At 68.7% G+C, this 20,591-nt stretch carries 19 protein-coding genes; 4 read left to right on the forward strand and 15 right to left on the reverse strand.

The features are described 5' to 3' along the window. Nucleotides 1-6: 6 nt before the first annotated feature. From QFZ23_RS04560 to QFZ23_RS04600, 10 genes are all read right to left on the reverse strand, one after another. Nucleotides 7-543 carry a hydrogenase maturation protease gene (locus QFZ23_RS04560; RefSeq protein ID WP_306920804.1) on the reverse strand — a complete coding sequence of 179 codons (537 nt, stop codon included), beginning with the start codon at nucleotides 541-543 and terminating at the stop codon, nucleotides 7-9. Next, nucleotides 540-644 (reverse strand): DUF6893 family small protein, encoded by a 105-nt coding sequence (locus tag QFZ23_RS23680; protein WP_373427843.1) that lies wholly within the window; start codon nucleotides 642-644, stop codon nucleotides 540-542. Before QFZ23_RS23680 ends, QFZ23_RS04560 begins: the two co-directional genes overlap by 4 nt. Before the next feature lie 11 nt (nucleotides 645-655). Beyond that, complete coding sequence (locus tag QFZ23_RS04565; RefSeq protein ID WP_306920806.1) at nucleotides 656-2,026, reverse strand: hypothetical protein; 1,371 nt, start codon at nucleotides 2,024-2,026, stop codon at nucleotides 656-658. Then, complete coding sequence (locus QFZ23_RS04570; RefSeq protein WP_306920808.1) at nucleotides 2,023-2,676, reverse strand: DUF6084 family protein; 654 nt, start codon at nucleotides 2,674-2,676, stop codon at nucleotides 2,023-2,025. Before QFZ23_RS04570 ends, QFZ23_RS04565 begins: the two co-directional genes overlap by 4 nt. Then, entirely contained in the window at nucleotides 2,673-3,305 is a 633-nt protein-coding gene (locus QFZ23_RS04575) for a DUF5947 family protein (protein ID WP_306920809.1), read from the reverse strand. Before QFZ23_RS04575 ends, QFZ23_RS04570 begins: the two co-directional genes overlap by 4 nt. Nucleotides 3,306-3,438: 133 nt before the next feature. Further along, nucleotides 3,439-4,617: a NifU family protein gene (locus tag QFZ23_RS04580; protein WP_306920812.1), complete on the reverse strand. Its 1,179-nt coding sequence runs from the start codon at nucleotides 4,615-4,617 to the stop codon at nucleotides 3,439-3,441. A 3-nt stretch (nucleotides 4,618-4,620) separates the two neighbouring features. Next, nucleotides 4,621-6,414, reverse strand: coding sequence for a nickel-dependent hydrogenase large subunit (locus QFZ23_RS04585; protein WP_306920814.1), 1,794 nt, complete (start codon nucleotides 6,412-6,414; stop codon nucleotides 4,621-4,623). 28 nt (nucleotides 6,415-6,442) lie between these two features. Then, nucleotides 6,443-7,501, reverse strand: coding sequence for a hydrogenase expression protein HypE (locus QFZ23_RS04590; protein WP_190604541.1), 1,059 nt, complete (start codon nucleotides 7,499-7,501; stop codon nucleotides 6,443-6,445). 30 nt (nucleotides 7,502-7,531) lie between these two features. Then, nucleotides 7,532-8,476, reverse strand: a complete 945-nt coding sequence (gene hypB, locus QFZ23_RS04595) for a hydrogenase nickel incorporation protein HypB (protein ID WP_306920817.1) — start codon at nucleotides 8,474-8,476, stop codon at nucleotides 7,532-7,534. Between the two features lie 3 nt (nucleotides 8,477-8,479). Next, a complete protein-coding gene (locus QFZ23_RS04600) occupies nucleotides 8,480-8,809 on the reverse strand; it encodes a hydrogenase maturation nickel metallochaperone HypA/HybF (RefSeq protein WP_306920819.1) in 330 nt (109 codons plus the stop codon). A 174-nt stretch (nucleotides 8,810-8,983) separates the two neighbouring features. Here QFZ23_RS04600 and QFZ23_RS04605 point away from each other — a divergent pair, with 174 nt between their 5' ends. Then, on the forward strand, nucleotides 8,984-9,289 hold the full coding sequence (locus tag QFZ23_RS04605) for a hypothetical protein (protein ID WP_306920821.1): 306 nt from the start codon (nucleotides 8,984-8,986) through the stop codon (nucleotides 9,287-9,289). A 19-nt stretch (nucleotides 9,290-9,308) separates the two neighbouring features. Here QFZ23_RS04605 and QFZ23_RS04610 read toward each other — a convergent pair whose 3' ends face one another. Beyond that, a complete protein-coding gene (locus tag QFZ23_RS04610; protein ID WP_306920822.1) occupies nucleotides 9,309-9,938 on the reverse strand; it encodes a DedA family protein in 630 nt (209 codons plus the stop codon). A gap of 136 nt (nucleotides 9,939-10,074) precedes the next feature. Here QFZ23_RS04610 and QFZ23_RS04615 point away from each other — a divergent pair, with 136 nt between their 5' ends. Continuing rightward, nucleotides 10,075-10,617, forward strand: coding sequence for an O-acetyl-ADP-ribose deacetylase (locus tag QFZ23_RS04615; protein WP_306920824.1), 543 nt, complete (start codon nucleotides 10,075-10,077; stop codon nucleotides 10,615-10,617). Nucleotides 10,618-10,632: 15 nt separating this feature from the next. Here QFZ23_RS04615 and QFZ23_RS04620 read toward each other — a convergent pair whose 3' ends face one another. Then, on the reverse strand, nucleotides 10,633-11,586 hold the full coding sequence (locus QFZ23_RS04620; protein ID WP_306926662.1) for an RluA family pseudouridine synthase: 954 nt from the start codon (nucleotides 11,584-11,586) through the stop codon (nucleotides 10,633-10,635). On the opposite strand from QFZ23_RS04620, the gene QFZ23_RS04625 reads away from it, so the two are divergent. Then, nucleotides 11,581-12,237 (forward strand): hypothetical protein, encoded by a 657-nt coding sequence (locus QFZ23_RS04625; RefSeq protein ID WP_306920826.1) that lies wholly within the window; start codon nucleotides 11,581-11,583, stop codon nucleotides 12,235-12,237. The two genes, QFZ23_RS04620 and QFZ23_RS04625, sit on opposite strands and share 6 nt — an antisense overlap. Nucleotides 12,238-12,337: 100 nt before the next feature. Here QFZ23_RS04625 and yczR read toward each other — a convergent pair whose 3' ends face one another. Beyond that, nucleotides 12,338-13,819: a MocR-like transcription factor YczR gene (gene yczR / locus QFZ23_RS04630; RefSeq protein ID WP_306920828.1), complete on the reverse strand. Its 1,482-nt coding sequence runs from the start codon at nucleotides 13,817-13,819 to the stop codon at nucleotides 12,338-12,340. A 60-nt stretch (nucleotides 13,820-13,879) separates the two neighbouring features. On the opposite strand from yczR, the gene yczE reads away from it, so the two are divergent. Then, nucleotides 13,880-14,578: a membrane protein YczE gene (gene yczE / locus QFZ23_RS04635; RefSeq protein ID WP_306920830.1), complete on the forward strand. Its 699-nt coding sequence runs from the start codon at nucleotides 13,880-13,882 to the stop codon at nucleotides 14,576-14,578. Between the two features lie 31 nt (nucleotides 14,579-14,609). On the opposite strand, the gene QFZ23_RS04640 is transcribed toward yczE, so the two are convergent. Then, complete coding sequence (locus tag QFZ23_RS04640; RefSeq protein WP_306920832.1) at nucleotides 14,610-15,503, reverse strand: Fpg/Nei family DNA glycosylase; 894 nt, start codon at nucleotides 15,501-15,503, stop codon at nucleotides 14,610-14,612. After that, the gene (locus QFZ23_RS04645; protein ID WP_306920833.1) at nucleotides 15,496-20,589 is read right to left on the reverse strand and encodes an Lhr family ATP-dependent helicase; all 5,094 of its coding nucleotides are present in this window, start codon (nucleotides 20,587-20,589) and stop codon (nucleotides 15,496-15,498) included. The genes QFZ23_RS04640 and QFZ23_RS04645 overlap by 8 nt, the downstream gene beginning before the upstream one ends. Between the last annotated feature and the right edge of the window lie 2 nt (nucleotides 20,590-20,591).

Raw genomic sequence — 20,591 nt, forward strand, 5'->3', positions numbered from 1 at the left:
GCCGCCTTAGCTTGGAGTGGAAGAGTGCTGGCCGAGCAGGGACCTAACGGCGGCGGCGGCCTCGGGCACCGCCGCGGCCACCGCTGCCGAGAGACCGATGCCCTCGGACAGGTCGGCCGGGACGCAGCCCACGACATACGTGGCCGGCAACCTGCCGCCCATGGACCGAAGCCGGCCGAGCACCGCCGCGGGGTCCATGCCGTGGGGATCAAGCAGGGCCCTGCCGTCCAGGTCCGCGGCGCTGACCTGCAGCACGCGGATGCTGCCCGGGGCAGAGCTGCCGTCCGCAGGCACGGTGTCCACGAGGACCAGGAAGTCGATACCGGCCAGGAGGTCGTAGGCCAGATGCATGCCGCGGATGCCGTAGTCCACCACGCGGACGTCGGGGGCCAGCGGCTGCAGGTGGGCGGCGAGGTGCCGTGCCACCTCGGGTCCGAAGCCGTCGTCGTGCAGGAACATGTTCCCGACGCCGGCCACGAGGACGCGGCCCGTGCGCTCGCCGGAGCCTTGCCGGGCTGTCCCTGCCCTGCTGGCGGCGGTCACATCCGCCGCACTTTCATGTACCGCCGGATATCCGGAACTGCGCGGATTCCGGCGTAGATGCCCCAGAGGGCCATCGCTGCCAGCACTGAAACAGTGGCCATTCCTATTGCCTTCATTGCGGGTTTTCCCTTCCCTCCAGCGGTTCCAGTTCGTCGGGCGCGTAGTAGAAGGACCGGCCGTAGCCCTCATGGAGATCGGCCGCCGGATCCTGCTCAAGGACGAGCCCGACGTGGGTGCTGCCGTCGACGTCGAAATGCACGCTGGTGACCCGCCCGGTCTGTCCGCCGAAGAACAGGTCCTGCGCGTCGGCGCGCCGCTTCGGGTGCACGCGCACGCGGCTGCCGCGCGCCACCGCGACGCCGTCAATCACGACAGCGTCCTCGTCCGGCCGAACGCTGGCCTCCGCCTCGGGATTCCACCAGGGAACGTCCTGGCCGGCTGTGGTCCATGCTTCGGCGGGATCCGCAGCGAACGCGTGCGGGTTCCGCAGAGCGCCGTGCAGCTGCTGGAAGTCCTCCGCCGACATCGCCTCGCAGCGGTCGATGACTGCGGCGGCCCGCGGATCCGTCGCCCGCGCCTCGGCTTTCTCCTCGTCGGTCAGCGCCAGTACACGCAATGTGAGGATCTCGTCGATCTCTGTGGAGTCGTACAGCGTCACCGAACTTTCCGGGGCGACGGCGGGGTGGTCGTAGAGAATGATGGGCGAGATCAGCAGGACGTCGGTCTGGCCTTCGGGGCCGGCCAGCACGGGCCAACAGCGGTGCTGGGAACACAGCCCGGCGACGGACTGTGCCCACGGCGGCGGGTCCAGCAGCGAGACGAAATCCCCGTCCCGCACGGCGAGCAGCATGTGCGCGCCGATGAAGGAGACCGCGATGGCGTCGTGCCGGTTTCCGGCCGGGAGGGGCCGGGTCGTGTTTGCCGCGGCGATGCTGAGCCGCAGGATGCCTGGGGAATCTTCGGCGGCCTGTATCCGCAGTTCGCCGCGGAGGGCACGACGGCGGCGCACCAGCCGGCCGGCCAGCCTCCCGGCGTCGTCCTTGAGTTCTTCGACGTCGAATCCCTCCGGGGCCTCCACCGGCAGGAACTGTCCGGCCCGGAGCTGGGCGACGGAGAAGGGCCCGAACGTCGCCTCGTGCTCAACGGCCTCGTCCCAGCTCAGCCAGTTCGCATCGCCCACGGCGAGGCTGTCAGCGGGAGTGAAGCCGCCGCCGTCGTCCGCTTTTTCGACCGCACGCCTCTGCAACTGCAGGAAGCGGAAGTGGATTTCAAGCCCGGCCTGGGCTCCCGGGGCAAGCAGGCAGTCGGCGGACATGGACGGTTCCTCCCCGTTGCCCTCAGCCGCGGCGCCAGGGGGACCCAGGATCCCGAACTGCCAGCGGGCCTGGTTCTTCTGGGCGGAGGCTCGGTAGGGGTAGAGCAGGTAGCCCTCGTAGAGGACGGCATCGGCGACGGCCCGGGCGAGGGCCAGAGTGGTGTTCATGGCCGCTCCCCGGACACATCGGCGGTGGCCTGGGCGAGCAGCTTCTCCACCGTGGCTTCCCAGGACGTGAGGCCCCGTGAGGACTTGTACTGGGCGAGTGCTGCCAGGACGTCGCGGTCCAGGCGGATCCATCCGGCGTTGGGGAAATACTGGTCCATCAGGCTGCGCCAGGCGGCGACGGGCAGCCGGTAGGACGCCTCCAGGTCCCAGGGCACCTGTTCCACGGTGAACCCGGTCTGCCCCTTGGTGAAGACGGTGCCGGAGAACAGCAGCTCCAGCGGTATCTCGCCGTCGTGCAGGGCATGCAGGTATTTGGCGGCAGCCACGTCGAAATCAAACGTGCAGGGTAGCGGGAGGTCCACCTCGGTGCTGCCCGTGAAACCCTGCACCATGGTGCTGCACTGCATCCAGAGGAATGACTTGAGCGTGGTGGGCCAACGCCCGCGGCCGCCGAAGAGGTCCAGCAGGCCGGTCTCCTCCTCGGGCGCGTAGCCGCGGCGCTGCGGCAGGATCCGGACCTGGCAGCGCAGCGCCACAGCGTGCACCACGGCGCCGGTGCCTTCCGCTACCTGCAGCCTGGCCGTCAGTTGCGGGGCGGCTGCGTAGGGTTCTGGCCGGATCTCCAGCACGGCGAAGGAAAGTTCGGTCACCGGACGCCTCCCGTACCGGACGTCCTGCCGGACGCTCTGTTGGACACTGCACTGCCGGATGCTTCGCTGGCGGGGTCTGCCGGTGCTGGAACGCTGCGGCGGGCGATCCGATCGAAGAAGGCGGTGAGCTCATCGCGCGCCTCCTGGCCGCCGTCGAACGCCTTCCAGAGGCGGCGCAGCCTGCCCACCAGCTCGTAGCAGGCGTCCACCGGAACGAGGTGGCAGTCCGCGGCGGGCCTGCCCGGACCCGGGCCGCGGATCAGCAGCGCCTCGGTGTCCGGCGCGGCGAGGCCGAGGGCAGGGTTGCGGGCCAGCACGCCGTCCCAGGCTGCGAGGGGCAGTTCCGACTCCGTGGCCCCGGCCGGACCCGGGTAAAACGCGACCGTGCGGTCGAGCTTGGAGCTGCGGAAGAAGAATGCGAGGCCCACCGGAATTTCCAGTTCGTCCCACTGCCCCAGGCCGAGATCGAAGTCGGGGAATGAGAGGTATCTGTCCGGCACTGAGCGGTAGCGCATGTGGGCGGTCGCGTCGGTGAAGAGGAGGTAGCAGGGCCGGCAGGTGCACATCATCGCGTGGCTCTCCAGGTCCACCACGTGCTGGTGCGCGTCGGGAATCGGTTCGCCGCACATTTCGCAGCATTCCCCGGCGGCGGGAGCGGGCCGGTTCGCGGAAATCCGCCGCAGTAAGGCTACCGGCAAGGCGCCGCTGGCCCGGCCGGTCCCCGGGCCGCGCCCTGTACCAGCTCCGTTCCCCGAGTTCATTTCAGCGGTCCTGCCCTGCGGCTGCCTGCAGCTCCGGGGCCATGACGGCTGCCGGCGCTGGTGTGGACACCGAGGCCGCCGGCACGGACACGGCAGCCGGTGCCTGCACCGGCTCCGATTCGCGGACCGCCTGCAGCCCTGCCGGCGTCACCAGCGGGAGTGCCTGCACCGGCGTCACCTCTGACGGGGCTGCCGGCAACGGGGCCACCGGCACAGGTGGAACCGGCAACACCGCGGACTGCACGGACACCGTCGGGACCGCCACGGACATCACTCCGTTCCGGACCAGCAGCGGAAGCGGCTCCAGGTGCAGGTTCTTGTCCTCGAGGCACACGCCGGCGCGCCGGACGTCAAAGTGGCCGCGGCAGGTGGGGCAGGTGAGCAGGCCTCCGCCAACCGGTGCCGCGAGGGCGCGCTGCAGCACGGCGCCGGCCATCGAGCCGGTGCAGCGGGGGCAGTAGTCGCGGTACGCGTAGATGTCCTGCCCGGTACGGCAGGCCAGCACCGGGTAGCCGCCGACGAGGAAGCCTGCCACCTCGCCGGGTTCGAGCCCGGCGATCTCCGGAACGGGTTCCCACGTGCCGCCGGACATGTCGTGCCAGGATTCTGCGGGCGTGCCGCCCGCCGGATTGTTCAGCCGGACCAGCAGCGAGTCCACCGGAATCAGCGCCGGCGCACCCGGCTGCTTTTCCGCTTCGACGACGTCGATGGCCGTTACTTCGGGGGCTGCGTTCTGGATTGCCTCCTCAACGGCGTACTTGAGGGTGACGGACGACGACGGGCAGCCCTGGCAGGTGCCCAGCAGCTTGAGCCGCACCACGCCGTCGGGGCTGATGCCTTGCAGTTCCACGTCGCCGCCGTGGGAGCCCAGGTAGGGCCGGACGCTGTCCAGCGCCGCGGCGACCCGTGCCTCCATCGAATGGGGGTGCAGCCCGTGGATGACCAGGAGGCCGGCCACCAGGCTGTCAGCGGTCAGCGCTTCGAGAGTGGCGTCGTCGAGCTTTCCCTGGGCCTGCAGGATCTCCATGATCCGCTGCAGTCCGGCGCCGTAGAGGTCTGTCACCTGGCGGACCAGGTCCTCGGCACGGCCGCGGGCCACCGCCCCGCCGGCGCCGAGGGCGTCGAGGAGTGTGCCGATTTGGTCACCGTTCAGCAGCGGTGGCCGGTCCCCGCCGAGCATGGCCTACTCGCCGGTCAGGGTCTGGGTGGGGGAGTGCAGCATGTCCAGCGTCTGCCCGTTGCCCAGGTACATGTGGACACCGCAGGGCAGGCAGGGGTCGAAGCTGCGGACGGTGCGCATGATGTCGATGCCCTTGAAGTGCTCCCGGTCGTTCTCCTCGAAGATCGGCTGCCCCTGAACCGCATCCTCATAGGGGCCGGCCACGCCGTTGGAATCGGTGGGGCTGGCGTTCCAGGGGGTGGGCGGGTAGGGGTGGTAGTTGGCGATCTTGCCGTCCCGGATCACCATGTGGTGGGACAGGACCCCGCGGACCGCCTCGGTGAAGCCGCAGCCGATGCCTTCATCGGGGACCTCGAAGGTTTCCCAGGTCTTGGTGCGGCCGGCCCGGATTTCCTCGAGGGCCTTTTCCGCGAAGTGCAGCGCGGCCGCGGCGGCGTAGGCCTGGAAGTAGGTGCGGGCGCGGTTGCGTTCAAGCGTGTTGCTCCACTGCGGGATGTTCCACTCGAAAGTGACGGGTCCCTTCAGCGCCGTTTTGGGCAGGTTGATCTGGACGCTCGTGCCGGTGGCCTTGATGTAGCCGATGTCCACGAGTCCGGCGAGCGCCGTGGCCCAGAGCCGTGCCAGCGGGCCGCCGCCGGTGTCCAGGGCGAGGTTGTCCTGGCCGTCGAACCAGCGCGGGGACATGACCCAGCTGTACTTGTCCGAGAGGTCGCGCTTCTGCGGCCGCGGGTTGGTGTGCTGGTTCCAGGGATGCCTGCGGTCCACGGGGTTGCCCAGGGGATCGTGGGTGACGAACATTTCCTGGTCTTCCCAGTCCTCGTAGTACGAGGAGCCGAGCATGATCCGCAGGCCCAGGTTGATCCGCACCAGGTCGGTGGTGACCAGCTTGCCGTCCACCACCACACCCGGGGTAACGAACATTTTCCGGCCCCATTCGGTCATGTCCTTGTATTCGAAGTTGCAGTATTCCGGGTCCTGCAGCGATCCCCAGCAGCCCAGCAGCGTGCGCCGCAGCCCCACCTGTTCGTAGCCCGGCAGCGCCTCGTAGAAGAAGTTGAACAGGTCGTCGTGCATCGGGACGACCTTTTTCATGAACTCGACGTAGCGCATGAGCCGGGTGATGTAGTCCGTCATCAGCTGGATGGTGGCCACCGTCCCCACCCCGCCCGGATAGAGGGTGGAGGGGTGCACGTGGCGGCCCTCCATGAGGCAGAACATTTCGCGGGTGAGGCGGCTGACCTGCAGCGCTTCGCGGTAGAACTCGCCGGTGAAGGGATTCAACGAGCGCATGATGTCGGCTATGGTGCGGTAGCCGTGGTCGGCCTCGTGCGGGGCCCTGGTGTTCTCGGCCTTGGCCAGGACGCCGGGGTTGGTCTCGGAGACCATCTTTTCGCAGTAGTCCACGCCCACCAGGTTTTCCTGGAAGATGTTGTGGTCGAACATGTACTCGGCGGCTTCGCCCAGGTTGACTATCCATTCCCCCAGGCTCGGGGGCTTGACGCCGTAGGCCATGTTTTGCGTATAGCAGGAGCAGGTGGCGTGGTTGTCGCCGCAGATCCCGCAGATGCGGCTGGTGATGAAGTGGGCGTCCCTCGGGTCCTTGCCTTTCATGAAGAGGGAATAGCCGCGGAAGATCGAGGAAGTGCTCTTGCATTCCACGACCTGGTTGTTCTCGAAATCGATCTTGGTGTAGATGCCGAGGCTGCCGACGATCCTGGTGATGGGGTCCCAGTTCATCTCCACCAGGTTGTTGTTGCCCGTTCCGCTTCCGGAACCCATTGGAATTGTGGACGTCATTGTCTTCGCCTGTCTGGAAGTGGGTGGGTTACCAGGTGCGCCGGGCCCCGGTGAGGAGCTCGGGTCCGGGCCGGCGCCACTTGGGCTCCTGGTCCAGCGTGTGCGTCGTGATGCCCCTTAGAGTCCGGATGGCGGAGCCGTAGGGCCGGATGGTGCTGGTGGAAAGCTTTCCGCCGGGAGGCTCATCCATGAAGGGCATGAACTTGTCCGGGAAGCCCGGCATGGTGCAGCCGATGCAGATGCCGCCGACGTTGGGGCAGCCGCCGATGCCGTTCATCCAGCCGCGCTTGGGCACGTTGCATTTCACCACGGGACCCCAGCAGCCGAGCTTGACGATGCACTTGGGGGAGCCGTACTCGGTGGCGAAGTCACCCTGCTCGTAGTAGCCGGCCCGGTCGCAGCCCTCATGAACCGTCTTGCCGAACAGCCATGTGGGACGCAGTGCCTCGTCCAGGGGAATCATCGGTGCCTGGCCGGTGGCCTGGTACAGCAGGTACGTCATGGTTTCGGAGAGGTTGTCAGGCTGGATCGGGCATCCGGGCACGCACACAATGGGAATGCCGGCCTTGGACTTCCAGTCGTAGCCGAGGTAGTCCGGCACGCCCATGGCACCGGTCGGATTGCCCGCCATGGCGTGGATGCCGCCGTAGGTGGCGCAGGTTCCGGCGGCGATGATGGCGGTGGCCTTCGGAGCCAGGCGGTCCAGCCATTCGCTGGTGGTAATCGGCTGGCCGGTCTCCAGGTCGTTGCCGAAACCGCACCAGTAGCCGCCGGGGTCGTGGAGTTTCTCGTTGGGGATGGATCCCTCGACCACCAGCACGAACGGTTCCAGTTCGCCCCGGTCCGCCTTGCGGAACCATTCCAGGAAATCGTCGGCCCCTTCCTGCGGGCCGCATTCGAAGTCGATCAGCGGCCAGTGCATGGCGATCTTCGGCAGGCCGGGCAGCGCCCCGAGGGCGATTTCCTCGACGCTCGGCTGGGTGGCGGCGGTCAGGGCCACCGAGTCGCCGTCACAACTGAGCCCTGCATTGATCCACAGCACGTGGATGAGGGCTTCTTCGGCCTTAAGGGAAGTTTCCGTAGGCATCGTTGCCTCTTTCAGTGCCCCTTGCGGAGCTCAGTGTGCTTCTGTCAGGGAGCCGGTCAAGGGTTCTGACCGGGCTGCCCCGGGGGTTGGCGCCGCCGCCGCTGGGGAGGTGGCGCGGTCGAGCCAGCCGTACCAGTCGGCGAGGCCTTCGCCGGTGGTGGCGGACAGCGTGAGGAATTCGGCCCGCGGATTGATCTGCCGGATGCGGCGCAGGCACTCGTCGACGTCGAATTCGACGTAGGGGAGCAGGTCCGACTTGTTGACGATCACGAGGTCGGCTGCCATAAACATGTGCGGGTATTTCTGGGGTTTGTCATCACCTTCCGTTACCGAGACGATCACCACCTTGGCTGTTTCGCCGAGGTCAAAAAGCGCTGGGCAGACGAGGTTGCCCACATTTTCAATGAAGACCGTGGAGCCCGGCTCCGGGGACAGCGCATCGAGGCCGTGCCGCAGCATGGCGGCGTCGAGATGGCAGCCGGCTCCGGTGTTGATCTGGATGACCGGGCGCCCGGTGGCGCGGATGCGGTCAGCGTCGAGGGACGTCTCCTGGTCCCCTTCGATGACGCCTGCATTCAGGCGCCCGCCGAGTTCGGTCAGGGTGCGGACCAGGAGGGTGGTCTTGCCGGCACCGGGCGAACTCATGACGTTGAAGGCACGGACTCCCCGGCCGGCGAGCCAGCCGCGGTTAGTGGCGGCCAGCAGGTCGTTCTTGGCCAGCAGGCTCTGCTCGAGCAGGATGGTCTCCGTGCCCGGTGCCGCATGGTGGTGCCCGTCGGAATGCCCGTGGTGGTGGTCATGGGAGTCGGCGTGGACGTGGGTGTGCGCATGGGAGTCCGGGTGCTCGTGGGTGTACGTGCGCCCGTGCTCATCGGTATGGCTGTGCAGCGGACCCTGCCCGGGTGCCTGCAGTTCGCCTGCTAGGTTTGAAATGCGGGTGCCGGCCTCGTCGCCGCAACCGCATGTTGTACACATGTCCTATGCCACCTCCACGGACATCAGCATCAGCTCGCGGCCGCTGAGGACTTCGACGTCCGCGCTTCCGCAAGGGCAAAGCAGAATGAGATCGCTCAGGTTGAATTCGCCCTGGCAGCTGCGGCACCGTCCGCGGCCCTGCGGCTCATCGATCTGCAGCCGCGCGCCGGCCAGCGGGGTACCGGCCGCTGCCACGTCAAAACAAAAGCGCACGGCATCAGCCAGTACGCCGGAAAGGGGACCGATCCTCAGGTTGACCGCCGTGACCGTCCGTTCGCCTGTGCGGTTAAGAACGGCGTCGACAAGGCCCTGCGTGATGGAGAGTTCGTGCATAATGGCGCCCCTTCATGCCAAGATAGGCTCGCGCCAGACAAAACGCAACCGTCCAGATACCCGACCGCCGCTCCCGGCGCGAACGTACAGTTGACGCCCCTCGGACCCGCGAATTTTGGGGCGTTAAGTGTCCGTTCGCGCTGCGTCCTTCGCGCCCGGCGCTAGGGTGGGAGGATGCCGTCCTTCCAGACCAGACTCAAGATCACCGGGCTGAGGCCGGGCAACCCTCCCGAAGCCGTAATGGACACCGCCGTGGAGGCGCTGGGGTCGCGACACCATGTGGAGTCGCAACAGCTGGAACTGGCTGGCGGCGTGCCACAGCTGAACCTGCGGTTCCTCGTGGAGGCCACCGAATACAACAGTGAGAACAGCGCGGCCCGGGAGTCGGCAGCCGTGATGCGCGACGCCGTCGAACGCGTGGCGCTGACAGGCTCGCTTTCGGTGCTCCGCCGCAGCCGCGGCCGCTGGGCGCCCGTCTAAGGCTTAGGCGCCCCGGACCTTAATTGCCTGGGCCGGAGGCCCCGCCCGGTTCGTCCACGGGGGAGCGGTCGCCGCGACGGCGGGTGACGATCAGACCCACGACGGCGCCGATCACCAAGCCAACAGCCACGCCGATTAGTGAACTCGCCCAGAAGGGCAGCCGCGTGGCGGAGCCCGTGAAGTAGCCGAGCCCGACGAGCCACGTCGCCCACAGCACCGCTCCCAGCCCGGCACACAGGCTGAAACCCCGGGTGGAGACGTCGGCGATGCCAGCGGCGGCGGACGTGGCAAGCCGGCCCCCGGGGATGAATCGGGCGCCGATGATGGTGCCGTAGGCGGAAGACCGGCCCGCCTTGGCGATGGCTTCGTGGATGCCGTGGTGGATTTTCCTGCCCCACGTCCAGCGGTCCAGGATGTGGCTCAGCCGGCGCTTGAACAGCTGGAACACCACCATGTCGCCCAGCCACGAGGCGACGGCGGACAGGAGACCGACCAGGAAGAGGTTGGCCCGTCCCGCGGCGGACAGGGCACCGCCCGTGATCAGCACCATTTCGGACGGGATCGGCGGAAAGATGGCATCGCCGAGGACAGCGGGAATGATCCAGAAGTAGATCGCCGTGCTCCAGGTGTCCGGGTTGCCGAAGTCCATTTGCTCAACGTACCGCACACAGAACGGGAGCGCGCCGTGCGGATCGCCTGCACCCCTCGGAACACCCTCCGCCAGGTGGACCCCTGCGGCTGGGGACCCCTACGCATGACCGGGGGCACAGTGCCACACTGGCTGCATGCGGATTGAGATCGTTGAGGGTGACATCACCGGACGGCAGGTGGACGCGGTGGTGAATGCGGCCAACTCTTCGCTGCTGGGCGGCGGTGGCGTGGACGGGGCGATCCACCGGGCGGCGGGGCCGGAACTGCTGGCCGCCTGCCGCGAGCTGAGGGCAACGACGCTCCAGGACGGGCTGCCGGTGGGCGCTGCCGTGGCCACCCCCGGGTTCGGGCTGCCGGCGCGCTGGGTCATCCACACCGTCGGGCCCAACCGCCGCGCCGGGCAGACCAACCCGGCATTGCTGGCGTCCTGCTTCACCGAGAGCCTGCGTGTTGCCGAGGGCCTGGGTATCCGGTCGCTGGCCTTTCCCGCGGTGAGCGCCGGGGTCTACGGCTGGGACGCCCGCCAGGTGGCGCAGGTGGCGTTTGAGGCCGTCCGATCGTACGCCTCCAGCCGCTCTGCCGAAGGCGGCGAGCACGGCGTCGAGCTGGTGGAGTTCGTGCTCTTCAGCCCGGAAACCGTTGCGGTCTTCCGGGATGTCCTTGAAGGTGCTGCATAGCGCACCTCGACCTGGCTAGCGGACTTCGCTCAGCTCGAGGCGGCTGCGGTACTCGACGGGCTTTTCCGTGATGGGGTCCACGAACCGGATGCCGCGGGCCAGCAGCTGGAGCGGCTTGGTGTAGTCGTCTGGTGCCTTGTCCAGCAGCTCGGGGTAGAACGAATCGTGCAGGATGCCCAGTCCCAGCGAGGCCATGTGCACCCGGAGCTGATGGGTTTTCCCGGAGTGCGGTTCGAGTCGGTAGAGGCCAAGGCGTCCTGCTCCGGCCGTCGCGTGGCCGCCGCAATCAGCGCCGTCGAACGTCCGCAGCAGGTCGATGCGGGTCTCCGCATTCGGCTCGCCCTCGATCACCTCCGCCAGAAGGTAGCTGCGGGACTTAGTCATCCGGTTGCGCACTACCACCGGATAGTCGACAGCTGGATGCCCGTGAGCCGGTTCAGCGGCGGACACGCACTCGTATTCCTTCTGGACCTGGCGCTTCTCGAACAGCACCTGGTACTTCCCGCGGGTCTCCGGGTTGGTGGAGAGCAGGAGGATGCCCGCGGTCATGCGGTCCAGGCGGTGCATCGGGATCAGGTCCGGGAGGTCCAGCTGGTTCCGGAGCCGGACCAGCGCCGATTCCTGGATGTACGTGCCCCCGGGCGTGGTGGGCAGGAAGTGCGGCTTGTCCACCACAAGGATGTGCTCGTCCTGGTGCAGGATGTTTAGTTCCACGGGCAGCCGGGTTTCCGGCGGGAGCGTGCGGTAGTACCAGATGAAGGTGTGGTCCTCGAGCCTGGTGCTGCGATGCAGGGGGATGCCGCCCTCGCCCACGATCTCCCCGGCGTCGAACCGGTCCTCGATGCCTTGGGGGTCGATGTGCCCCCAGCGGTGCATCATGTAGTCCATTGCGGTGTCCCAGGGGCCCTCGTCCGGGAGGCGCAGACGGGTGGCGTTCACGCCGTCGCGCACGGGGAGGGGGGATTGCATCACGGGTCCATTCTACTTTGCGCCCTGCCGCCCTGCGCGCCGGTCCGTGGTGCCTCCCGGCGTCGAGTTCGCCGGAACCATGCCGGTTCGCCGGAACCTTCCGGCGACTTCACACCGTTCCGGCGACCTCGGTACGGTGCTGCCGCCTCGCCGCAGAAACTCGCCACGTTCGCCATCGACGGCGAGATTACCTTCCGCACCGCCGCCGACCGTGCAGCCTTCGCCGAGGATCTTGGCGTGGCGGTCACCCGGCTTGTGGACCAGGACCACCACGGCGGTGCCGGGGGACGGAAGCAACGGCTCGTCGTCGCGCTTCACCCCGCACTCAAGCCGGAAACACAGGACTCAACCAAAACCATCCCCGCCAAGGCCGGTTTCGTGCGGCTCAAGAAGGCGCTCGGCGTGGAGAATGCGTCGCAGGGCGAGAGTTTTGATGTGGAGGTCGACGGCGTCGGGCGGCTGAGCGGGCAGGTGGACTTCTCCAACGAGAACTTCCTGGGCCTGCGGACCGCGGACACCATGTACCGGTTCTTTGGCCGCAACTCGTTCGGCGCACCCGTGGGCATGACCGTCCACGACTTCAGCGGCAGCGGGGATTCTGCGGCAACTGCCAGGGCCTGGGGTGCGTTCCTTGAAGAGGTCTACGCCTAGGTTCAGGACGCACCTGTGGCCTCAGGACGCGCAACCGGTCCGGTGACACTCGAATACGCATGTCGCCGGACCGTTTGTTTGTCGCCAGGCGATTGGCGTGTCAGGCGATGGCGGCGGCGGGGGAGTCCCTGAGGGTCCGCCTTAGCTGCGGAGCGGCGTCCAGCCTGTCCTGGGCGGCCCTCAGCGCGAGGACTGCGGTCTCCAGCTGGTCCGGCGGCAGTGTGAACGGAATGCGGAGGAAGTTCTCAAACACCCCGCCAACGCCGAAGCGCGGGCCGGCAGCGAGGCGGATGCCGAGTTCCGGGGCTACGACGGTCAGTGCCGTGCTGCTGGGTGATGGCAGCCGGCACCAGACGGCCAGGCCGCCGTCGGGCCGTTCCGCCTCCCACCGCGGCAGATGAGCCTTGAGCAGCTCCAGCAGTGCGGAGCGGTTCTCGCGGAGCGCGGACAGGCGGGCGGGCAGTGGACCGGCCAGGTTCCGCACCAGGTGGGCCGCCGCAAGCTGCTCCACCACCGGACCACCAAGGTCCATCGTGGTCCGGACGGCCGCGAACCGCTGAATCAGGCTGTCTGACGCGCGGATCCAGCCCGTGCGCATGCCCGCCCAGTGCGACTTGCTTAGCGATCCGATGGACACCACGGCCGGACTGAACGATGCCAGGGGAGCGGTTGTGCCGCCGTCGAGGTTCAGCTCACGGAGGGTCTCATCCACCACCAGGACGGTGCCCGACGCCGCGGCGGCACGGACCAGTCGGCGGCGCTGTGCGTTGGGCATCAGCCGGCCGGTGGGGTTGTGGAAATCCGGGACCGTGTAGGCCATGCGGGGCCGCTGCTGCATGAGGGCAGACTCGATCGAGTCCAGATCCCAGCCCCGCTCCGACGCAGGCGGAAGAGGCACCGGCACCAGGCGGCAGCCCGTGGCGCGCATGGCGTCGAGCGCGTTCGGGTAGGTCGGCTGCTCCACGAGGACCTTGTCCTGTTTTCCGACGAGCGCCCGCAGCACGATGTTGAGCGCATGCTGCGCGCCGGACGTCACCAGGATCTGCCCGGCCGTGGTGGGCACGCCGGCGTCGGCATAGTGGCCGGCGATCGCCTCCCGGAGGGCCGGCACCCCCAGGGCGTCGTAACCGAAGCCGGGCAGCAGGGCGGGCAGTTCTGTGAGGGCAGCGGCGAACGCCTGATGGACCGCCTCGCCGCTGGCCGGGAGCGACGCATACGCGAGGTCGATGACGCCGTCGGGAACAGCAAGGCCCGGCGCCCCCGACAAGCCCACCCCCGAGTCCCGCTCCTGACCTGCCGCGTAGGCAGTCCGCGGCAGGCACGTGCGGCCGCGCGTGCCCTGGCCGCTGCTCAGGAAACCCTGATCGCGCAGGCTGGAATACGCCGCGGTTACCGTGGTGCGGCTGACGGCGAGGGTGGCGGACAACGTCCGTTCGCTAGGCAGCGCGGTGCCCAGCGGGATGCGCCCGTCAAGCACCAAAAGGCGCACGACGTCGGCCAGTTCGCGGTAGGCGGGAGCGTTGCCGCGGTGCCACTGGCCCAGGAGGCGGGCAAGGGCGGTGGGGGTGAGGGATCCGGACATGAGGCCAGTATTCCAAACTGGCCATGGAAAACAAGGCCAGTTCTGCCGCAGGATGGTTCAATGATGATCCGAAGACTTGCACAGCTCTTCACCGGCCTCGCCATGTACGGCATTTCACTGGCCCTGTTTATCCGGGCCGGGCTCGGGCTGGACCCGTGGGACGTGTTCCATCAGGGCGTTGCCGGCAAAACCGGGCTGAGCATTGGCGTGGTGGTCATCATCGTCAGTTTCCTGGTGCTTCTGCTGTGGATTCCACTGCGGCAGCGGCCGGGCTTCGGCACACTGTGCAATGCCATCCTCGTGGGGGTCTTTGCCGACGTCGGGCTCGCCCTGATCCCCACGTTCTCCCATCTCGGGGGCCAGACCGCGATGCTGGCCGGCGCGGTGGTGCTCAACGGGATCGCCTCCGCGTGCTACATCGGCGCCCGCTTCGGCCCCGGCGCCCGCGACGGGCTCATGACCGGCCTGGCCCGGCGCACCGGCTGGTCGGTGCGCCTCTCGCGGACACTGATCGAGGTTGTGGTGCTCGGGGCAGGCTGGCTCCTCGGCGGCTCGGTCGGCGTGGGGACCGTGGTTTATGCCCTGGCGATCGGCCCCCTGGTCCAGCTCCTGCTGCCGTACTTCATGGTTCCGGCGCGGGAACCGGTCGGAGATCAGGCTGCCCGTTCGAAGTCCGAGGACCAGGCTGCCGAATCATCTGTCGGTTCCAGGTCCGGGGACCGCGAGGGCCGGTCCGGAACGCCGGTGGCCACCTCCTGACACCGTTTTTCCTGCGCCCGGCGCGGCAGTGTCAGGCTTCGGAGCCGCCGAGCAGGGGCTGGCAGGTAGGGCAGAAGTAAATGTCGCGTTCTTCGGTGACCGCCACGGGCGCGCTGCCCGGCGCAGCCACTCCCGCAAGGTTTTTGCCCGGCACACTCTTGCCCAGCACGCCGTGCCGGATGGGGGTCCGGCAGCGCAGGCACGGCTGGTGCTCGCGCCGGTACACCCAGTAGCCGGGACGGCCGGCAGCCCGGCCCACCGGAGTACCACGGGCGTTGAGCAGTGTTGTCCGGCGGCCCGGTCCCAGGTTCGCCTCGAGCAACTGCTTGGCGTCGGCAAAAATGGCCGGCCAGTCCTTCACAGCAGCAACAGGCGATGCCGGGTGGATGCCGGCGAGGAAGCATACCTCGCAGCGGTAGATGTTCCCGATGCCCGCGAGGTTGCTCTGGTCCAGGAGGGCCACCCCGACCGGCACATCGGGCCTCGCCGCCACGCGGCGCTCGGCCTCGGCCGGGTCCCAGTCCGGGCCCAGCAGGTCCGGGCCCAGGAATCCGACAGCCTTGTCCTCTTCGCTGGTCTTGATCACCTCAAGCAGGCCAAGGGAAAATCCGACGGCGTCGGCAACGGCCGTGCGGAGCACGCACCGGGCCGTGAATCCCGGCTTCCGCCACCTGCCACCGGGCGGGTAGATCTGCCAGCTGCCCTCCATTTTCAGGTGCGAGTGGATGGTCAGCCGCTCGTGGGCCGGGCTGGCGAGCCGCATCAGCAGGTGCTTGCCGCGGGGTACAACCTCGTCCATGGTCCAGCCGGCCAGGTTCAGTGTGGCGAATCGGGGCACGCGGAAGTCGGACGCGAGAAGTTTCTGGCCGGCGAGGGCAGTGTGCAGCTGGTTGGCGGCGCGCCAGACGGAGTCGCCTTCAGGCACGGATCCTCAGCCCCTTCGGTGTGGAGTATGCGCCGGCGGCAGTCAGTGCCGATGCCGCAGGGGTGTCGAGGATGCCGTGGCCGTTGACCTTTTCCATGACGAGCTTGTCCACTGCCCCGCGCTTCACCACGTCCACGAGGGCTCCGGCAGCGGCGGCGAGGACGGATTCGTCTTCCGTGAAGACCAGCAGCGTCTTGCCGCCCCGTTCGACATACAGCACCAGTGCACCGTCGACCAGCACCACCAGCGCACCGGCCTTCCGCCCCGGGCGGTGCCCGCTGCCGGCTTCGACGTTGCCGGCAGGCCAGGGCAGAGCGGCGCCGTAGGGGTTGGCCGGATCTGTTGCCGCCAGGGCCAGCGCCACGGGTTCCGGCTTGGCCAGCTGGGCGTCTTCGGTATACGAGCGCAGCCGGTCGACGGTAGCGGGCACGGCGAACTGGGCAGCGCCGAGATGTTCGATGAAGTACCCCCGCCTGCACCGTCCGGCCTCCTCCAGCCGGGCCAGGACCTTGTACATGAGCCCGAATCCGCCCAGGATGTTCTCGGCCATGACTGATCCGCGCGTGACCACGCCGTACCTGTCGAGGAGCAGCTCAGCGGTTGCACGGGCGTGGATGGTGGGGTCGAGCTCGGGCGTCGGGAGCGCGGACCAGCGCCCGGCCGCCAGCGGCGGGGTGGGGACTGCGCCGCTGACTGATCCGTAGCGTCCACCGGACAGGCCCGGCGAACCGAGCAGCCCCGTGCCGTGCGACCGTCCCAGCCGGCTGAGGCGCGGGGCCCTGGCCCGGGGGGCCCGCGCGACCTGCCGGTGGGCTGTGTGTCCGCCAGCGATCAGGGCCCGGACCGGGGCGAACGTGTCCCCGGTGATCCGGCCGGCCCACGCAAGATCCCAGATGGCGGACACGACGTCCTGGTCGCCCAGCACCGCGTCCATACCGCCGGCAATGTCCGTCAGCTGCCGGAAAAAGTAGCCGCCGCCGTTGGCCTGCAGGTGGTCCAGCAGCCGACGCTGGGCGTCACCCGGTTCAAAGTCAGGGGCCGGATTCAGGGTCAGTTCCACCGAATCCGCGAGGTGCAGGCTGATCCAGCCGTCGTTGCCCGGCAGCGCGCCGGCACCCGACCAGAGGACCTCCCCGGCGGCCATGAGTTCGTCGAGCATGGCGGGCTGGTAGTTGGACACCCGGCCGGCAAGTACCAGCGGTTCCCAGGCGGAGGCGGGTATGGGCACGCCGGAAAGCTGGTCCACGGCGGTGATGATGCCGTCGAGTCCGCGCAGCGCCGGCTGTCCCCGTCCCGCGCCCGGTGTGCGGACATGTTGCCAGGCGGGCAGGAACCTGCCGTAGGCGGTGATATCAACGGGCTCCACTTCTGCCCGCAGTGCGGCGAGCGAGCGGCGGCGGAGCTTGCGGAGGACTTCGGCGTCGCACCATTCGCTGCCAGCCAGGGCCACGGCCGCCGAGGCAACGGCCGACGCAGCCGCCGCTTCCGCGACGGGGTCAAGTCCGGATCCGGCATCGGAATAGGGCATGGCGGTGGAGCCTTTGCCGGCAGCGGACTGGCCGGCAGCGGGCTCGGCGTGGGGCCGGAATTCGCCTTCCACCACGCGGCCGTCAGCCGCCAGCCGCTTCAGGGCAGTTCCGACGACGGCGGCACCAAGTCCCAGCCTGGCCGCGGCTTCGGTGGCCGTGAACGGACCGTGCGTGCGGGCGTAGCGTGAGACGAGGTCGCCCAGGGGGTCGGCCACCGGTTCGATGAAGGCGAGGGGGACGCCCATGGGCAGCGGGACACCGATGGCGTCGCGCAGCCTGGCGGCGTCTTCCACCGCGGCGAAGCGTTCGACGCCGGCGACGGTCACCTTGATGGCCCGGTTAGCCCGCTGGAGGGCGGCGAGGTGGGCGGCGGCTTCGGCAGTTGTTGCTTGGGAAGCCGGGGTTTCGACAGGCTCAACCAGCGGGGTGTCGGCTTCGACAGGCTCAGCCGGCGTGGTTTCGGCGGGCTCAGCCGGCGGGGCAAGCCTGGCGGCGACTTCCCCTGAGTCCAGTGGTCCGAGCAGCCGGAGAAGATCGGCCACCCCCTCCATACCCCGGACTTTCCGGTCTGGGACAAGGCGCTGCAGCTCGCGTTCTGTGGCGTCGATGACCCGGGCGTCCAGGAGCTCGCGCAGTTCCACACGCCCCAGGAGTTCGTTGAGCAGCGTGGAGTCGAGCGCCAGCGCAGCCGCCCGGCGCTCGGCGAGCGGGGAATCCCCTTCGTAAAGAAACTGCGCCACGTAGCCGAACAGCAGGGATTTGGCGAACGGGGACGGCTGCTGGGTAGTGGTCTGGACAATCCGGAGTTCGCGCCGTTCAACCGAGGCGGCGATATCCTTCAGGGCCGGCAGGTCGTACACATCCTGCAGGCATTCGCGGACGGTCTCCAGCACGATCGGGAACGACGGGTATTTCCGGGCGACATCCAACAGTTGGGCTGACCGCTGCCGCTGCTGCCACAGCGGCTGCCGCTTGCCGGGTGTCTGCCGCGGCAGCAGCAGGGCGCGCGCCGCACACTCGCGGAAGCGGGAAGCGAACAGCGCGCTGCCGCCCACCTCGGCGGTGACAATCTGCTCCAGCTCCTCGGGGTCGAACAGGAACAACTCGGCGCCGGGAGGCTCGTCCTCCATCATCGGCACGCGGAGCACGATGCCGTCGTCGGCCGCCATGGCGGACCCGTCCAGGCCGTACCGCTGGTGCAGCCGCTGGCCCACGGCGAGGGCCCACGGCGCATGGACCGGCATTCCGAACGGGCTGTGCAGAATAACCCGCCAGTCGCCGAGTTCATCGTGGAAGCGTTCCACCACGAGGGTCGTGTCGCTGGGTACCACCTCCGTGGCCAGCTTCTGTTCGGACAGGTACTGCAGGAGGTTGTTCGCGGCGAAGTTGTCAAGGCCGCTGGCCTTGCAGCGTTCGGTGGCGGGGCCGACGTCGGACGCTGACAGCTCGCGGACGAACGCGCCGAGGGCGCGGCCCAGGTCCACGGGGCGTCCCAACGAGTCGCCCTTCCAGAAGGGAAGTTTGCCGGGCTGGCCGAAGGCGGGCGAGACGAGCACGCGGTCGTGCGTGATGTCCTCGATCTTCCAGCTGGTGGCGCCGAGCGCGAAGATGTCGCCGACGCGGGATTCGTAGACCATTTCCTCGTCGAGCTCGCCGACCCGCCGGCCGCCCTTGGCCGGGGCCGTGCCCTTGCCGTCTCCCGCTCCGGCCGGCGAGGCTGATCCCTCGGTCTCCGTGCCAATGATGTAGACGCCGAACAGCCCGCGGTCCGGGATGGTGCCGCCGGACGTGACGGCCAGGCGCTGGGAGCCGGGCCTGCCCTCGATGGTCCCGGCGTTGCGGTCCCAGACGATACGGGGGCGGAGCTCGGCGAATTCATCCGAGGGGTAGCGGCCTGCCAGCAGGTCCAGCGTGGCCTCGAAGGCGGACCGGGGGAGCGTGGCGAACGGGGCCGAGCGGCGGACGGTGGAGAACCATTCCTCCACGTCTATGCTGCCCAGCGCGGTTGCCGCGACGGTCTGCTGGGCCAGGATGTCCAGGGGGTTGGCTGGCACGCTCAGCCGCTCGATCTTGCCGTCCAGCATGCGCTCAACGGTGATGGCGGTGTGCACGAGGTCCGCCCGGTGCTTCGGGAACAGGTAGCCCTGGGAGATCTCGCCCACCTGGTGCCCGGCGCGGCCCACCCGCTGCAGCCCGCTGGCCACCGATGGCGGCGACTCGACCTGCACGACGAGATCCACGGCGCCCATGTCGATGCCGAGTTCCAGCGATGACGTGGCCACCACGCAGCGCAGCCGGCCGGACTTGAGGTCGTCCTCGATCAGGGCGCGCTGGTCCTTGGACACGGAGCCGTGGTGGGCCCGGGCCAGCAGCGGCTCGGCCCCCGCGGTGCTTCCCGCCTGCGCCATCATGTGCGCAGGTGTGGCGGTCGACGTCGGGACACTTCCGGGCAGGGGTGGAGCGGGCTCATCCCAGCCTCCGCCCACCGTCAGGAGCTGGCGCTCCGCGTGGATTTCGTTGAGCCGCGCGGTCAGGCGTTCGGCAAGCCGGCGCGAGTTGGCAAAGACGATAGTGGACTGGTTGGCCAGCACAAGGTCCACGATCTTTTCCTCCACATGAGGCCAGATGGAGGCCTGCGGCTGCAGACCGGAGGCCGGCCCGGAATCGAAGGCTCCGGCGGCGCCCTGGAGATCGGACATGTCCTCCACGGGGACAGATACGGTGAGGTCCCAGTTCTTCCGCGAGGGCGGGGCCACGATCTCCACCGGTGCCGAACCGGCCAGGAACTGCGCCACGAGTTCCCTCGGCTCGACGGTGGCCGAGAGCCCGATCCGCTGCGCCGGCGCGGCGAGCAAAGCGTCAAGCCGCTCGAGCGAGACGGCGAGATGCGCGCCGCGCTTGGTGCCGGCCACGGCGTGGACCTCGTCCACGATGACGGTGTCCACCTCGCTGAGCGTTTCCCGCGCCCTGGAGGTGAGCATCAGGAAGAGGGACTCGGGGGTGGTGATCAGGATGTCCGGCGGGTTGCTGAGCAAGGAGCGGCGCTCGGAGGCGGGGGTATCGCCGGACCGGACTCCGACGGTGATCAGGGGAGCCGGCAGGTCCAGCCGCTTGGCGGTCTGGGTGATGCCGATGAGCGGGGACCGGAGGTTGCGTTCGACGTCGACGCCAAGCGCCTTGAGCGGGGAAATATACACTACCCGGGTTTTCCGCTTGGGCTTCCGTGTCCGGGGCTGTCTGGGCCTGGCTCCGGCGGGGGGTTCTTCAACGCGGGGCAGCACTTCAGCGTCCGGCAAAGCAGCGGCGGCTGCAGCCGACCCGGACACCAGGAGCCGGTCCAGCGCCCAGAGGAACGCCGCGAGGGTTTTGCCGGAGCCAGTGGGGGCGACCACCAGGGCGTGTGAACCCGACGAAATCGCGTTCCAGGCCCCCTGCTGGGCGGGGGTGGGCTCGGAGAATGCACCGAGGAACCACTCCCTGGTGGGCCGGCTGAACTGGCCCATGGAGTCCCCGGTGGACGTGCCGGCGGAATTGCCGGCGGGCTCCTGCGACTGCATGC

Origin of the sequence: Arthrobacter globiformis (genome assembly GCF_030818015.1) — a bacterium.
GTDB classification, from domain to species: Bacteria; Actinomycetota; Actinomycetes; order Actinomycetales; family Micrococcaceae; genus Arthrobacter; species Arthrobacter globiformis_C.